Raw genomic sequence first — 16,284 nt, forward strand, 5'->3', positions numbered from 1 at the left:
CAACCTTGTTGCATTTTCCGGCTTAAGCAACGTTGTTGCCTTGCTTAAGTGACTGCGGGTTTGCTTACTTCAAACCACGGCGCTCCAGCAAGCCGTCAGTGGTCGGCTCCTGACCGCGGAAGTTTTTGTAGGCTTCCATCGGTGGTACGCTGTTACCCACTTCGCGGATGGTTTTGCGGAACTTCATACCGATTTCACGGTTCAGGCCGCCCTGAGTCTGCACATAGGCAAAGGCATCGGCTGCCAGAATTTCAGACCACATGTAGGCGTAGTAACTGGCGCTGTAGCCACCCGGGAAGGCGTGGGCAAAGTAGGTAGAGCGATAGCGCGGCGGGATCGCCTCGATATTCACGCCGTGCTTCTCCAGCGCCTTGGCTTCAAAGCTTTCCACGTCCTGCAGGGGAGCTCCTGGCTTGAGGGAGTGCCATTCCATATCCACCAGCGCGGCAGACATGTACTCCAGGGTGTCGAAGCCCTGATTGAAGCTGCGGGATTTCAACAATTTATCCAGCAGATCTTTAGGCAGCGGCTCGCCGGTTTCATAGTGGCGGGCATAATTAGCCAGCACTTCTGGATGGGCGGCCCAGTCTTCTTCAAAGGTGGATGGGAATTCCACAAAGTCACGGGATACTGAGGTGCCTGCCAGACTTGGGTATTTCACCTTGGAGAACATACCGTGAGTGCCATGGCCCATTTCGTGGAACATAGTGGTGACTTCATCGTAGCTGACAAAGGTCGGCTCGCCGTCCGGCGCCTTCTTGATGTTCATCACGTTGACCACCACAGGCTTGTCACCGGTCAGACCTGACTGGCCGACGAATGAGCTCATCCAGGCGCCGCCACGCTTGCCTTCACGGGCAAAGTAGTCGGCATAGAAAATGGCCATGCTGCTGCCATCGGCATCAAACATTTCGTAGGCTTTTACATCCGGGTGGTACACAGGCAGATCAGGACGTGGCTTTAAGGTCACGCCATAGAGTTTTTCCAGGGTGAAGAACACGCCTTCCTTGAGTACCCGCTCGAACTCGAAGTAAGGCTTGAGCATCTCTTCATCCAGCGCGTACTTTTCGGCGCGCACTTTCTCGGCATAGAAGGCCCAGTCCCATGGCTTAAGATCGAAATTGCCACCGGTTTTGTTGATCATCGCCTGAATGTCAGCGGCTTCCTTGTTGGCGTTGGCCACCACTTTGGGGACCATGGTACCAAACAGCTTGTAAACGGCTTCCGGGGTCTGAGCCATTTGTGGTGCCAGGCGATAGCTGGCCCAGTTGTCAAAGCCCAGCAGCGCGGCACGTTCGGCACGCAATTGCGCCAGACGGGAAACCAGCGAAGCGGTTTCGTTGTCGCCGCTCAGACCACGATTGGCAGAGGCTTCCCACACCTTCTGACGCAGCTCCCGGTTTTCCAGTACCGACAATACCGGCTGACGGGTGGTATTGGTGATGGTCAGCAGGTACTTGCCTTCGTGCCCGGCGGCTTTGGCATCTTCTGCCGCCATGCGGATGGCGCTGTCAGACAGCCCGGCCAGCTCAGTCGCGGAGTTCACTACCACGGCAATTTCATTGGTCTGGCGCAGCAGGCGCTGCTGGAATTCGTCGGTCAGCTGAGAGTGCTCTTTGTTGAGCTTGCGGATTTGCTCTTTCTGAGCGTCGGTCAGCTTGGCACCGGCCAGTACCATACGCTGGTGATACACCTCTACCAGACGGACTTCTTCCGGAGTCAGATCCAGCTCATGACGGTTTTCATAGAGAAAATCCACCCGCTCGAACAGCTTGGCATTGAGGTTAATGTCGTCAGAGTGGGCCGACATCAGTGGCGCCATCTTGCCCTGCAATGCACGCAGCTCAGGGTTGGAGTTGGATCCGGTCAGGTTATAGAACACGGCCGAGGCGCGGCCCAGCAGTTTACCGCTGGTTTCCAGTGCCACTATGGTGTTGGCAAAAGTCGGGGCATCGCTGTTGTTGGCAATGGCCAGTACTTCGGTTTTTTGTTCGGCCATGCCCTGCAACAGGGCAGGCTCAAAGTGTTCGTTTTTGATCGCAGCAAAATCAGGAGCGTGATATTGCAGCGGGCTTGGAGCATAAAAAGGGTTATTGGCAGTCAAGGTTTGCGCCTGTTTGGCAGTTTCTGAAACCTGATTGTACTGAGCGCAGCCACCGAGAAGCAAAACGCTTCCCACAGCCAGGGCGAGTAGGCTCTTATGCATGCTTGGATTTCCTATTTGTTATCGTTATGTGTTGCGAAGGCATCGGGTCTGTTCCCGAACAACCCGGATCAGGGAAGATATTGGTGACACTGGGAGTATTACCTTACGTCCTTCCCCTTTGAGTTATAGGGTTACGCAACATGATTGTGTCCAATCCATTAGCATGAGACAAGTTGAAATTAAACAAAAATGGTAAAACTTGATTTCAATTTATCATTTGATTTACTTGAGGGATTGCTGAAATGTGGTCAGAAGTTTCAAACGTATAATAAAAAAGACCGCGATGGCGGTCTTGGGGATGGACAGGTATTGGTCGCTTAGCAGATAGTGCCGGCGCCGCGGCTGATATCCACCGGGTTGTCGAGGATGGCCTGCGCCGCAATCGCCAGTCCTTCGGCGATCATCTCCAGTGACATGGCGGGTTGGTTGCCGTCAGTGGCCTGCTCCGGCAGCAGCGGAATGTGCACAAAGCCGTGGCCGATATGGCTGTGGCGCAGATAGTGCTGAATGCCATAAAACAGGTGATTGCACACAAAGGTGCCGGCGGTGTTGGATACCTGCGCCGGAATGCCGGAATCCTGCATGGCCTTGGTCATGGCTTTGATCGGCAGGGTCGAGAAGTAGGCATCCGGGCCACCCTCTATAACAGGCTCATCAATCACCTGAATGCCGTCGTTGTCGGGAATGCGGAAGTCATCCACATTGATGGCGACGCGCTCCGGGGTAATGCCGGCGCGACCGGCGGCCTGGCCAATGGTCATCACATAGTCAGGCTGGTGGGTTTCAATCGCCTGAATGACGGCGTCGATGGCTTTGAAGCGCACCACAGGCACCTGACAGGTCACTATGGTGCCGCCATTCAGCGCGCGGCCTTCGAGGCGTTTAACTGCTTCCAGCGCCGGATTGATGCTGGCGCCGCCGAATGGTTCAAAGCCGGTGATCAGTATCTTTTTCATCTTGCTTATAGTCCTTAAAACAGTCCTCAAAATCGCCCTCAAAAGGCCAGGAAATACATCAGAGCCGTATTCAGTGCCAGCATACACAGGCCGGGCGCGACCTGAGTGTAAATGACCTGGTTTTTGTTCTTCAGTTCCAGCAGCGCCGCAGGCACCATATTGAAGTTGGCGGCCATAGGGGTCATCAGGGTGCCGCAGTAACCGGACAACATGCCCAGCACGCCGATAATCGCCGGATTACCGCCCTGATCTACCATCAGCAGCGGAATGCCGACACCTGCAGTGATCACCGCAAAGGCGGCAAAGGCGTTACCCATGACGATGGTAAAGATTGCCATCCCCAGGGTGTAGGCCATCACATAGGCCATCAGGTTGTTGTCAGGTACGATCACTTTAACGATTTGCGACACGGTTTCACCCACGCCCGCCTGACTGAACAGGAATCCCAGCGCAGCCAGAAACTGCGACAGAATCGCTGCCCAGCCGATGGCATCAATCAGCCTGCGGCCTTCATGCAGGCTCTGTTTGGCCTGACCTTTGGTGAGCCACAGTGCCACAGCCAGCGCCAGCAGTGAGCTCAGCCCCAGGCCGATCAGTGCGCTCTGACCTGTCAATACGCTCCAGGCGATGGTCCCAACCGGCACCACCACAGCGGGGATAAACAGTTTGTTCTTCAATGACTCGGCACTGGTTTTGCGAAACTCGGCTGTGCTCTGGCCATACTGACCTGTGCCCATGAAACCACCGGCGGCCAGCAGCGTCAGCGCCAGCACCATCAGGCCGGTCAGCCAGTGAGGGACGAACGGCCCAAGGCAGAATGACAGGCCATAGATCAGCCAGAACAGCCCGGTACCCAGACGTTTGGTGTTGTGCCTGTCAGCGAAAGTCTGCAGCGCAAAGGCAATAAGCAGCAGGCCGGTGGCCTGATAAATGTATTCCAGCATTATTTCTGTTCCTGCTGTGTGGCGGCGCGTTTCAAACGGCGGTCGGCGCGCCAGGCAAACAGGCCAAAAATCATCAGGGAGCCGATGGCACTGGGCAGTGCCCACAGGTACATGTCTTCCAGTTTGACCGCAAAACCATTGTCATCCAGTACCCCTTTGATCAGCAGCAGTCCGCCTGTGCCAATAAAGAGTAACTGACTGAAGAAGTTGCCAAAGTTCTCACTGGCGGCCGACAGGGCTTTGACCCGTTGGCGCTCATCGTCAGTCAGTGGCTGGCGGCCTTTTTCCGCGGCAGCTTCTGCCATGGGGGCGACCAGTGGGCGGATCATCGAAGGGTGACCACCCAGATTCAGTCCCATGGCATTGGTGATTTTGCGCAGCAGCAGGTAGCTCATCAGCACGCGTGCGGCAGAGGCATTTTTGATGGCGCCGATCAATTGCTCAGCCCGTTCACGCAGGCCGAAACGTTCCAGCACGCCAATCATGGGCAGCACCAGAATGAACAGCGACATATAACGGTTGTTGGTGAATGACTCGCCGAGGATGGAAAGGATCTCCATTGGGCTGATCTGCGCCACCAGTCCGGTCACCACACCTGCTGTGAGGATCACCAGCAGGGTGTTGAGTCGCAGTGCCAGACCCAGGGTAATAATGACGACGCCGATAAGGGGCCATAAATCGATCATAGGTATGTCAGTGTCAGTTAATTTAGTCTTGCTGAATAGCATGTGAAGACAAGGGGATTCAAGGAGGAATTGCAGAGTATTCAGAACAAAATACTGAATATTGGGCCGTCAGCCGACAAGCGGGGAATATCATGATGTTTTGTGTGCAACTTATTAACTTTGCTGCAGTGAGTGATTATTAAACGATAAATACCGGTTACAGCTGTTGCATCTTTGTCCGCTGATGTCAGCTTTGTGGTGTGAGACACAAAGTTACACTCAGTTCTATGTCAGCAGGAAGGATGAACCGTACAATAATGGCCGGAATGCAGGTTCGTCACAGGACGAAGGCTGCGGAATTTTTGACGTCATCAGTTGGAGATTGGCATGACTGCCAGCACCGCATCATCACAATTAATTAAGGTGCCGGTTTCCCGGTTGGCACTGGGGATGTATGTGACAGACGTGGATCAATCCAAAGTATTGACCGTGGTGACCGCAGGCCTGCTCAGACGCCGCGAAGCCATCTCCCGTCTTAAGCGAAGTAATATCAAGTTTGTGTGGGTAGATGCCAACAAATCCCTGCCGGGAAGTGGGTTGAATAATCAGGCGGGCAGTCGCTCTTTGCACAGAGTGGCGCAGCAGGGGTTGAAGGCTCCCAATTCCACCCGGCGACAGACGTTACTGTGCCGACAGAAGAAAGCCCGGCATCTGGTGACAGAAGCCAAGGGGATGATCCGCAAAGTACTGGGAGAGGTGTTTGAGGGCAAAGCCATCGAAGTTGCCCCGGTTGAGGTGCTGGCGGACAAAATCATTGAATCTGTGATGCTGGATACTGATGCCCTGCAGTATGTCTCGGCACTGCGCAGCAAAGATGCCTACCTGCTGGAGCATTCGGTGAATGTTGCCGTGCTGCTGGTCACCTTTGGACGTCATCTGGATCTGCCTGCAACTACCCTGAGGCAATTGGCGGTAGGGGGGATTCTGCATGACATTGGCAAAATCAGAATCGATAACAGGATACTGCATAAACCGGGCAGACTGACGCCACAGGAATATGAGCAAATCAAACAGCATCAGGCTTTCGCCATGGATGCGCTGGCCAACTCGACACAGTTGCATCCGGTGAGCAAGGAGGTGTGTTTGATGCACCATGAAAAGCTCGATGGCAGCGGCTATCCATGCGGACTGGCCGGCGATGCGATTCCACTGCACGGACGCATCAGTAATATCTGCGATATCTATGATGCACTCACGGCTGACCGTTGTTACAAAGAGGCCATGAGCCCGGCGGCGGCGTTTAAAGTGTTGTTGGGGATGACACCGGATCAGCTGGATCAGCAACTGGTCTATGAGTTTATCCGCTGTGTCGGGGTATATCCGGTTGGTTCTTTGGTGCAGCTGACTGATGGCCGGGTGGGAATAGTCTGGGATGCCTGTGGCCGGGAAGTCCGCCAGCCTGTGGTGAAATGTTTCTACTCACTGAAGCAGCAGCATTATACGGAAGTGAGTTTTGTGGATCTGCAGCGTTCACCGCTGGAGATTGAGCGGGGCATTTCCGCCGGCTCACTGACGTTCGACCCCAGCGCCTTCTTCTGAGTCGCGGCTTGATGCTGCATTGGATACCTGAGCGATAACGCTCAGGGCTGCCAGTTGATGGGCATATCTCCCCGCTCAGTCAGGATCCGGTTAACGCTGGAGAAATGCCTGCAGCCAAAAAATCCCCGGTGCGCCGACAGTGGTGACGGATGCGGGGCGCTCAGGACGATATGCCGTTGAGGGTTGATGGCCTCACCTTTTCTTTGGGCGTGCGAGCCCCATAACAGGAAAATCACGCCCTGAGCATGCTGGTTTATCTGTTGAATAACCCGGTCGGTAAAACGCTCCCATCCCAGATGCTTGTGTGAATGCGCCTGCCCGGCCTCCACTGTCAGTACCGTATTGAGCAGCAGTACACCCTGCTCTGCCCACCCCTGCAGGCAACCGTGTCTGGGGGGCTGAAATCCCGGGATATCGGCCAGCAGTTCCTGATAGATATTGATAAGTGATGGTGGCGGCTGAATGCCGTATTTTACCGAAAAACACAATCCGTGTGCCTGGCCCGGGCCGTGGTAGGGATCCTGGCCGAGAATCACTACTCTGAGACGGTCAAATGGCGTGGCACTGAAGGCGCTGAACACCTCTTCTTTGGGGGGATACACAGTCACGCCCTGTGCCCGGCGCTGGGCTACATATTTCAGCGTATCGGTAAAGTAGGGCTGATGTTTCTCATCCGACAGCAGATCTGTCCAGCTTGTCATAGCGCGTTCTCTGTTGATTAAACAGACAAAATACTATGTGGAATCGGCACTGATGTCGATGGTCAGGGATCAGCGGTTTTGAGCCAGACTGGCGAGTAGTCTGTCCATGGCTCTAAATCCCAGAGCCCGTGCCAGATGCCGGCGCTCCACCCGGGCGTCCCCATCAAGGTCGGCAATGGTGCGGGCGACCCGTTGCAATCGATGAAAACTGCGAACCGACAGACCAAGACGTTCCACACTTTGCTCCAGAAAACGCAAATCCTGCTGGCTAATTCCGGTCGTCTGAGCCAGGTGTTTGCCAGCCAGATCGCAATTGAGCATGCCGGCACGGGCCAGCTGCTTGTCTCTGGCTGCCAGAACCCGGGCCCGGATACTGGTAGTCGTTTCGCCGGGTTGCTGGGCTTCACTCAAGGTCCCGGCAGGCAACCTCGGCACGTCAATACTGAGATCAAACCTGTCCAAAAATGGCCCGGAAAGACGGGAAAGATAGCGGCTGATCTGCTCGGGCGTTGCCCGGCTTTGGGGGCCTGCATCTCCGCAGGGGCTGGGATTCATGGCTGCGATCAGCTGAAAGTCACTGGCAAAGGTGAGTTTGGCGGCCGCCCGGGAGATGACCACCTCTCCGGTTTCCAGCGGTTCACGCAGACAGTCCAGTACTTTACGTGGGAACTCTGTCAACTCATCCAGAAACAGCACGCCCTTGTGAGCCAGTGAAATTTCTCCCGGTTTGGGAATGGTACCGCCACCGACCAGTGAAATGGAGGATGAAGTGTGGTGAGGCGCCCTGAATGGGCGCTGGTAAAAGTGCTGAGGTTGAGGGTTCAGCCCTGCCACTGAGTGAATAGCCGCAACCTCCAGCGCTTCTTGATAATTCAGCGGAGGCAACAGCCCCATTATCCGGCTGGCCAACATGGTTTTGCCGGTGCCAGGGGGGCCCAAAAACAGCATGTTATGTCAATAGTGCCGTCTACGGTATGGCTAAGTTTTGGCCTTTGGGTAGACATGTTGTTTGGGGGTGTTGAGGTGGGGCTGAAGAGTAGGCTTTTGGTACTTCAATATCGAAAGTAGGTGCTTCTAGATTTAGCTGTGGGTACTTCGATTTTTAGGCTCTGGGTACTACGAAAACCATAAGCTAACAAACCATATATAACAAACCATAGAACAAACGCGTGCGCGAGCTTTCTGAAAATCCTCAAAGCAAAATCCAAAGCGTTGCAGACAGCAGACAATCCGTTGTCTTACTGCTGGTGGCGGGAGTCTCTGCAATGTTACTTAGCTTTGACTGTAAGAATGCTGCCATAAGCTCCTGTAAGCAATTTTAGGACAATAACTCAGTGCTCGGCATACGGATGCTCATGGAGGTGGGATAAGCGCTTAGGATGGCTCTCGGGGGGCTTGCATGGTTTGGAGAGTTTGACTAAGAGGCGCTGTTGTTTGTATGGACAGGCTAGCGCCTAAGTCATGGCAATTCGCTGTGCTTGGAGACACACCAGATGATGACTGCGAGGCTCAAGTTGTCTGAGGCGTAGTGAGCTTTCAGGAAGCGCTCTGAAGGACTAAGGACTATTGGCTAGGGATTGTTATACACAATCATACATGAGCTTTCAGGGACGTTAGTAGAGGGCTTGAAGCATGGCTAAGACACCAATAACCATAATCATCATTGAGCTTTCAGCAACTGCCATAGACAGGCTTCTAGCTAAGACTGGGTATAGTTATTCACTATTACAACTGAGCTTTGAGTAAGGCTAATAGCTATAGCTTTAAGTATATAGCTTTCCTCATGGCTCTTCCTGTGATGCGTCTTAAATACTTGTCTCTGGATGATGACTGCGAGCTTGCTGGTGGCTGGTGAGCTTGTGGTATGGCTTGAAGCTTGGCTTTGAGTTAGTGGCTAGTGATGATTATTCACTGTCATGGTAGGGCTGATAGCTGGCTTTAAGTCGGAGGCTGTAGGTAAGGCTAATAGCTTTATCTTAAAGTTTTTCTCATGGCTTCTATTGATGCGTCCAATTAGAAAGCTTGGTGCTTGGAGTTGAGCTGTAACCCATTAGATGCGTCCTAAAAAAAGAAGCCCTTTGATGCGTCCTAAAAAGGCAGGAGGGCGTACACCGTACAGTTTAAGTGTTTGCTTTGGGCGTACGCATCTTCCACATTTTGTTGTAAGGATTACTTATAGCCGCCAATGAACCGATAAAGGGTAGTGACACCAATTCCAACAGCTTTAGCCGCAGCCTCTTTTGTTAACCCCTTCTCGACATACTCAAGCGCCTTTTGGCACGCCTGCACTGTCTTCGGGGATTGCTGCTTGCCCTTGAACTTACCTTCAGCTTGAGCACGCTTAATGCCGACCTTCTGCTTCTCCAGTATCTCTTCACGCTGCATCTCAGCAACGCTAGCCAAGATGACCAGAAGCATCTTCCCGTTAGGTGAGCAGACGTCCAGCATCCCCAAGTCATACACAAAGACAGATACACCAAGCTCCCTCATCTCCTGAACAAACTCAGAGACGTCTGAAGTGCAACGCCCTAAGCGGCTTACAGACTGCACCAAAACAGAGTCACCCGTCTTCACTGTGTCCCTGAGCTTTGCGAACTGCTCACGGCCAGCGACGGACTTACCTGAAGCCTTCTCCTTAAAGATGACTGCGTCTTGCCAACCTGCTTGGCCTTGCAGCAGTGCTACCTGTTGGTCAACGTTCTGGTCTTGTGTACTAACTCGCCCGTAAATGTATTGCATATCAACTGCCTAACTGTCCAGTCCTTCCGGATAAGTGGTTATACGGTAATCCTTCCGAATAGGTTGGTCAACAAGTTTACGGAAGAATATTTTCGGTTGTTCGTAAGGGTATACCTTTGCGATAGACAGGAAGGGAATGAAGCAGGGCTTTATGTGTTGGCTGTTGGTGGTGGCTTTGGGCTTGGCTGGTGGTTCTTGGTGGGGGCTATGGGGGTAATGGGCTGAGTGATTAGTTATATATATCGTCTCAGAATTTTTTGAGTAAAAACTTTGGGCAGTATTAAAAGGGAGCATGATGCCCCCCTTTGTTGGCTTACCTTCAATCAGTCTTTCAGCGAACGTACAAACTCGTACATTTCTGAAAGCGTTGAATAAACCTCACTTACAAATGTGTAGCGGAGCACTGACCAGCATAGCTTTGCCAATAAAGGCTTTGCTTTGATAAGCGTGCGCCTACATCTAAGTCTGTCCCAAAGAGGGGAAGACATAGACAGCTTGTTGGTATATCTCATACAGCAGTCTCAGGTCATAACACTTGTGATATCCCCTGCTTAACTGCTACAGTTATGACGAGTCGAGTCTTCTTGGCGGATGATATTGATTCGTTACAACGCACAGGCAGTTGGTTTCTAGTGTCTGAGCTACGTTAGTGGTACAGAGGGAGGTGTCCAGATGGGCTCCTCCTTTTTCATTGGCTTTAAAATCACCAACTTGTCTACCAGTGTGATGAGGTTTTTAGGGATTTGCAAGTTGCAATTCAGGTGACATCCTGTGGATAAAATGAGGATAATTGCTGTGGGTAAGTACCTTGTAACCCTCAGAGCCAATAGCATCATTGCTTTGGGTAAAGTTGTGAATAAAGCTAAATAAAATTATCGTGCGTGATGATGGCGCTAAATGTCCATGATGTATGGTTGAAAAAAGGGAAGGGCTGTGAAATCTGACGGATAACTCCCCTCGCTATCTCACAGATTTCACGTAGCAATGCGTCATGCAACCCTTAAGGGCGGGACTTAGGCTGCTGTTGGGACTTTAGGCCAGCCATACGTCGTTCATAGCCTTCCATCTCGAAGCCAATATGAAGTCCTGTTTCAGACCTCCAGTACCACATTCCCTTGTCGAACCTGCGAGTAACCTTCACGCCATTGATGACAATGAAGTCTTCCCCGACACGTAAGTCCAGGCTGGTAGACAGGAACATCCGATAAAGGTCTTGGCGCGTCTCTAGCTGGCCTGAATCCTTAGCTAGTAGCTCAACCTGTTTGTCTGGCGACATAGGCTTAGGAAGCGTCTCAGCATCTTTAATCCACTCTTTCAGCTCTGCTTCTTGCTGCCTTAATTCCTGAAGCTTGGCTGCTAGCCGTTCATCAAGTCCAATGGAAGTGATTGCGTCTGTAACCCTGTCTAGCTGTGCTTGAACTTCATAAAGCTGTCCCTTCTTGCTCTCAATCTCGTTCATTGAATGACTGCGCTCAGGGGCAATAAGCGTCTGACCGGAGTGAGCTAAGACAGTAAGGGCGACAATCTCGATTTGCTGGTATTGCATGTAGGGGAGCTTGCAGTTCCTTCCATCAATACGATTGGCACAACAAAGATAAACCTCATTAGCTTTTGTCCCTTTGTCTGAATAGCGCATGTTAGCGCCACAGCAAGCGCATTTAGCTATCTTGCTGAACAGGTTGTTGAGCTTCTGCTTGCGTACTGCATTGCTGCCTTTAAGCGCTTTTGTGCGGCCACGAACAGCCCAATACGTGTCTTCATCAACGATTGATGGGTAATAGTCTGTAATGAGTTCACCGACAGGTACTCTGTTTGAAGCGTTTCCAACATGTGGCTGGTAGTGTCCAATTGGTGCACCACAGGTGATTAGCCTTGCAAGAGTAGTCCTAGCCCAAGGCTTACCTGATGGGGCTAAGACACCTTGCTCATTCAGAATGCGTACAGTGGCAGTACGTCCTAGACCGCTAGCCAGAAGCTCAAAGGCTTTCCGTACCCTGTCTGCACGTTCTTCTATCACCTCGAAGCAGCGCTTTCCGTTCTCATCGGTGACGACTTTAAGCCAGTGGGGGATTGTGAGAGTGACAATTCCACCGTTATAGGCTTCCTGCTTTTTCCTTTTCCATGAAGCCGATAGCCTGACACTCTTGGTTTTGGATTCATCATAAGCCCTTTGCATTGAGCACAATGACATCATGAGCTGAACCATATCTGCCCCTTCCTTGAATACCGACTTGTCGATAAGCGTAACGATGGTTACTCCAAGGTTCAGGATGTTCAGGAAAAGCTGTAGAGCTTTGCTCACTTCCATCCTCGAAAGCCTGTCTAGTGACTCTACAATAAGCGTCACATTGTTAGGTATGTCACCACGTTCAACTCCTTTAATAAACTCAGACAATGCGCCCTCGCAGGCATTCTTACCTTTGAATGCAGACACTCCAGCGTCAAAAAGGATGCTTTCGTCTAGCTCTAAGTTGTTCTGAGCGCAGTAGACGCGTGCAGCTTCAATCTGTCGTCTGTAGCTGTCGCCTTTGGCCTGCTTAGGGGTTGAGAAACGGATATAACTAATTGCTTTGGTCTTGGGTTTGATTGGTGCCATTACTACTACCTGAAAGTAAGACAAGCAGTGCCTTTGTTGGACACGGCTTAGGGTAAACACTGTAGTTGCGTCTTAAATGCTTTCAGTGACTGCTAATCACACCAGTTGGGCTTCTTCGAGCCGCTGTATGGGACTGCAAGCTTCTGCTGTAGGAGTATGTCTCCAAGGCTCTTTCCGTCCACGTATACGCTTGCTATGAGCCTGAAGTACTTACCTCTGGATATGTCTTTAAGTTCAATCTGTTTGGCTGCTCTGAGTTGAGAAACAGTGAACTGTTTGGCTGCTCTGGCTAGCTCCTTTTCCTTCTGGCATTTGCCTCTAAGTTCAGGTGTGTCTATGCCTCGAATCCTGACAGGAATGTTAAGCCCAACTATGGGAGGCCATTCAGCTATGTTGGCATTGAATGTATCGCCATCATGGATAGATATAACTTGAGACACAGGCACTGAGTCAGCAGCTACAAGAGGGCTGAAAGTGATGGTTATGGTGAGTAAGAGTGATTTGTAAGTCATTGGTTTACATAGGACGCAACTGTTGTTGGCTGTATCGTCCTAACTTGAGCAAATTATGGCAACCGGCGGCAGCAATTTCCAATGCCTGTTTGGCTTGATACTGGCCTATGACTTCACTCATACAATGGCTGGATTGTGGTGTTGCCGGTGCGAGCCAGTCGGTTTGTGATGTCAGCCCGGGGAACTCCTGCTGACCATGCAGGGCAGCACTCAACTGCTGCAGATGCGTGGCAAACCTGACCTTGTGATAGCCCACCAGTTCGGCTTCTGGCCGGTTGCCCGCCGGCAGGATAAGCATGCGATCTGCCAGTTGCGCCTGAATGATCATGGGCAGCATGCCGGGGCATTCCCTGACTTCGCCAGACAGTGCCAGCTCTCCGGCAAACTCGGTATCTTTAAGTGCTTGTGGTGGGAGTTGCCCCGATGCTGCCAGGATGCCTATGGCGATGGGCAGATCGTAGCGTCCGCCCTGTTTGGGGAGCTCCGCGGGCGCCAGATTGACCGTGATACGACGCATGGGAAATTCAAAACCGGAATTGATGATAGCGCTGCGCACCCGCTCCCGTGATTCCTTGACTGAGGTCTCAGGTAATCCGACCAAATTAAACGCAGGCAGGCCGTTGCTCAGGTGGACTTCTACTGTGACTGCCAGCGCGTCAACGCCACTGAGCGCACGGGTCATGACGCAGGCCATCGCCATAAATCAATTCCTTTTGAGTTAAGTATGGTCTTGGAGTCAGTCGTGATAGTTAACGACCTGCGGCTGTTCCATGTCAGGGTGATATACCTGAAAGCTGCAGGTGCTGCGTTTTGCCTGATACATGGCGATATCGGCTGATACCATCAGGCTTTCCCTGTCTTTGCCATCCTGGGGAAAGACCGCGATACCAATACTGGCCTCAACCGATTCCTGAAAACGGCCGCAATTGAACGGCTGCGCCAACTTATCCTTGATCTGTCTGGCAACATCCATTGCTTCGTCAAGGTTACTTTGAGGCAGTAAAATCGCCAGCTCATCGCCACCTATCCTGGCTGCCAGAGCGCTGGCCGGAATCGTGTTCTGCAATCGTCTGGCGATGGTTTGCAGCACCATGTCACCATGATCATGACCGTAGGTATCGTTGATGGGCTTGAAGTTGTCGACATCGACCAGCATAAAACAAAAGTTGGCCTCAGGCTGACTGGCCAGATCGTCCAATTGTTCGTAAAGGCTGAGTCGGTTGGGCAGTCCGGTCAGGGAATCGTGATAGGCCATAAAGTGTTTTTGTTCGGCAACCTTTTTCAGATCGCCTATGGTCTGGCGGCTCATGCGGGTGATGATGTAAACAAAGCCTCCGCCACCACAGAATATGGCTGACACCACCATGTCGACCGAGTTAACCGTCTTGCTGGCCAGTACCCATACAAAGCCGATATAACCGAGCACAAACAGCAGAATCATACTGGCCAGCACCAACCAGCCATTGTGCTGGTAGTCAGACATGTGAATGATTTGAAACGCCGGAGACAAAGCGCTCAGCAGGCCGGTCAAACCGACACAAACTATGATGATTGCCAGTATTTCCATATGCTTTCGCCAAGTGGTTTGCACTAAGTATAGTCAAGGGTGAAAAATGCCAACTTTGGAAACCACTGGAAACTGAGACTGGGTCAGGATGGGAATTGCTGCGTAAGCCGTAACCGCAGTGCTAACCGGGTAATGCGTTGTAACCGACTGCATTTTGCTGATGTCAATTGTGTGGCAGTGGTCATACCGTGGCTGCGGGTGTGACGCTGGCCTCGCCAATCCGGCGGGCCTGGGTATATAATGTGCGCAGCAGATTTGCTGTTCAACTTCAGGGAGAGGTGCTTAAGCCCTATGCAGGGAATATAAGTGACGTCCCTTTTACGCCTGGCTTAAGCCGCACTCAATCTCTTATTTGCTCCTCACGATTTCCTGTTTGGACTTGAGGTTTCAAACCTGCTCTCCCAATTTAACGCATGTTTCTCTGCCGGAGCGTGCTCCAAGGTGCTTTATGGGCTTATTTGAAAACTTATTGATTATATTCTGTTTAATTAGTGTCAGTTGCTTCTTCTCCATGTCAGAGATCTCCCTCGCAGCCGCACGTAAAATGCGACTGCGTCAGTCGCTGGAAGAGGGGGATCTGCGCGCCGGAAAGGTACTGCAGCTGCAGGAGCATCCAGGCAGCTTCTTTACCGTGGTGCAAATTGGTTTGAATGCCGTGGCGATCCTCGGTGGTATTGTGGGCGAGTCCTCGTTCACGCCTTATTTCAAAGAGCTGCTGGTGGGCGTTCTGCCTGCGCCTTATCTGGATAAGGTCAGCTTTTTGCTGTCGTTTGCCATGGTAACCAGTCTGTTTATTCTGATCGCCGATCTTATGCCCAAGCGCATCGCCATGGCGATCCCTGAAAAAGTGGCTGTGGTGCTGGTGGGGCCGATGCAGATTTGTATTGCCGTACTCAAACCTGTGGTGTGGCTGTTCAATAAGCTGGCCGACGGTATTATGAATCTGCTCAGCGTGCCGACTGTACGCAACGATGACATCACCACCGACGATATTTATGCGGTGATGGATGCCGGTGCTGAAGCCGGGGTGCTGGATCGCGGCGAGCAGCAGATGATCGAAAATGTATTTGAGATGCAGTCCATTCCGGTCACTGCCGCCATGACCTCACGGGAAAGTCTTGTGTATTTTTTCACCACTGATACCGAAGAGGATATCAAACGCAAGATCGGTGAAGATCCTCACTCCAAGTTTCTGGTGTGCGATGGTCAGCTGGAAAACATCAAGGGCTTTGTGGATTCCAAAGAGTTGCTGATCAAATTGATCAACGGCAAGAAGCTGAATTTGAGTGATTCCAGCGTACTGCACTCCTGCCCGATTATTCCGGATACTCTGAATCTGGCCGAAGCCATGGAGTACTTCAAGAAACACAGAGCCGATTTTGGCGTGGTGATGAACGAGTACGCGCTGGTGGTGGGGATAGTCACCAGTAATGATTTGCAAAGTGCGGTAATGGGCACCTGGGCACTGCATGATGTGGAAGAGCAGATTGTTGCCCGTGACAACAACTCCTGGCTGGTTGATGGTGTAACGCCAATCACTGATGTGATGCGTGCGTTCGATATTGAAGAGTTTCCCTACAGCGAGAATTACGAAACTGTGGCCGGCTTCGTAATGTACATGCTGCGTAAAATCCCCAAACGCACCGATTTTGTGGTGTACGGTGGCTACAAGTTTGAAGTGGTCGACATCGACTCTTTCCGGGTTGATCAGCTGTTGGTGACCCGGGTAGAACCGACGGACAAGTTGCAGTCAGCACTGCCGGATAAGGATGAGACACTCTGATCCTGCAATCTATACT

At 51.9% G+C, this 16,284-nt stretch carries 11 protein-coding genes and 2 pseudogenes; 2 read left to right on the top strand and 11 right to left on the bottom strand.

The features are described 5' to 3' along the window. Positions 1-64: 64 nt before the first annotated feature. The 4 genes from ACRRUX_RS15025 to ACRRUX_RS15040 form a co-directional block, all read right to left on the bottom strand. Complete coding sequence (locus ACRRUX_RS15025; protein WP_432531774.1) at positions 65-2,206, bottom strand: M3 family metallopeptidase; 2,142 nt, start codon at positions 2,204-2,206, stop codon at positions 65-67. 317 nt (positions 2,207-2,523) lie between these two features. Next, positions 2,524-3,162, bottom strand: coding sequence for a pyroglutamyl-peptidase I (pcp, locus tag ACRRUX_RS15030; RefSeq protein ID WP_432531776.1), 639 nt, complete (start codon positions 3,160-3,162; stop codon positions 2,524-2,526). A 38-nt stretch (positions 3,163-3,200) separates the two neighbouring features. Further along, the gene (locus ACRRUX_RS15035; RefSeq protein WP_432531778.1) at positions 3,201-4,106 is read right to left on the bottom strand and encodes a DUF979 domain-containing protein; all 906 of its coding nucleotides are present in this window, start codon (positions 4,104-4,106) and stop codon (positions 3,201-3,203) included. Then, positions 4,106-4,792, bottom strand: a complete 687-nt coding sequence (locus ACRRUX_RS15040) for a DUF969 domain-containing protein (protein WP_432531780.1) — start codon at positions 4,790-4,792, stop codon at positions 4,106-4,108. Before ACRRUX_RS15040 ends, ACRRUX_RS15035 begins: the two co-directional genes overlap by 1 nt. A 366-nt stretch (positions 4,793-5,158) precedes the next feature. On the opposite strand from ACRRUX_RS15040, the gene ACRRUX_RS15045 reads away from it, so the two are divergent. Continuing rightward, entirely contained in the window at positions 5,159-6,370 is a 1,212-nt protein-coding gene (locus tag ACRRUX_RS15045) for an HD-GYP domain-containing protein (RefSeq protein ID WP_432531782.1), read from the top strand. A 41-nt stretch (positions 6,371-6,411) separates the two neighbouring features. Here the strand turns inward: ACRRUX_RS15045 and ung are convergent, their stop codons facing one another. The 7 genes and pseudogenes from ung to ACRRUX_RS15080 all read right to left on the bottom strand — a co-directional run bounded on the left by ung (position 6,412) and on the right by ACRRUX_RS15080 (position 14,485). Then, entirely contained in the window at positions 6,412-7,071 is a 660-nt protein-coding gene (gene ung, locus ACRRUX_RS15050) for a uracil-DNA glycosylase (RefSeq protein ID WP_432531784.1), read from the bottom strand. Between the two features lie 69 nt (positions 7,072-7,140). Continuing rightward, a pseudogene (locus ACRRUX_RS15055) lies at positions 7,141-8,025 on the bottom strand (YifB family Mg chelatase-like AAA ATPase); the annotation flags it as partial. 1,215 nt (positions 8,026-9,240) lie between these two features. Then, positions 9,241-9,810, bottom strand: coding sequence for a recombinase family protein (locus ACRRUX_RS15060; RefSeq protein ID WP_432531786.1), 570 nt, complete (start codon positions 9,808-9,810; stop codon positions 9,241-9,243). A gap of 1,000 nt (positions 9,811-10,810) precedes the next feature. After that, complete coding sequence (locus ACRRUX_RS15065; protein ID WP_432531788.1) at positions 10,811-12,406, bottom strand: recombinase family protein; 1,596 nt, start codon at positions 12,404-12,406, stop codon at positions 10,811-10,813. 92 nt (positions 12,407-12,498) lie between these two features. Then, positions 12,499-12,918 (bottom strand): thermonuclease family protein, encoded by a 420-nt coding sequence (locus tag ACRRUX_RS15070; RefSeq protein WP_432531790.1) that lies wholly within the window; start codon positions 12,916-12,918, stop codon positions 12,499-12,501. A gap of 37 nt (positions 12,919-12,955) precedes the next feature. Continuing rightward, positions 12,956-13,618 (bottom strand): annotated as a pseudogene (locus ACRRUX_RS15075) (magnesium chelatase domain-containing protein); the annotation flags it as partial. 36 nt (positions 13,619-13,654) lie between these two features. Then, on the bottom strand, positions 13,655-14,485 hold the full coding sequence (locus tag ACRRUX_RS15080) for a diguanylate cyclase domain-containing protein (protein WP_432531792.1): 831 nt from the start codon (positions 14,483-14,485) through the stop codon (positions 13,655-13,657). A 448-nt stretch (positions 14,486-14,933) separates the two neighbouring features. Between ACRRUX_RS15080 and ACRRUX_RS15085 the strand changes: the two genes are divergently transcribed. Continuing rightward, positions 14,934-16,268 carry a hemolysin family protein gene (locus ACRRUX_RS15085; protein WP_432531794.1) on the top strand — a complete coding sequence of 445 codons (1,335 nt, stop codon included), beginning with the start codon at positions 14,934-14,936 and terminating at the stop codon, positions 16,266-16,268. Positions 16,269-16,284: the final 16 nt, after the last annotated feature.

This window comes from Shewanella sp. GXUN23E (assembly GCF_050865035.1).
Classification (GTDB): Bacteria; Pseudomonadota; Gammaproteobacteria; order Enterobacterales; family Shewanellaceae; genus Shewanella.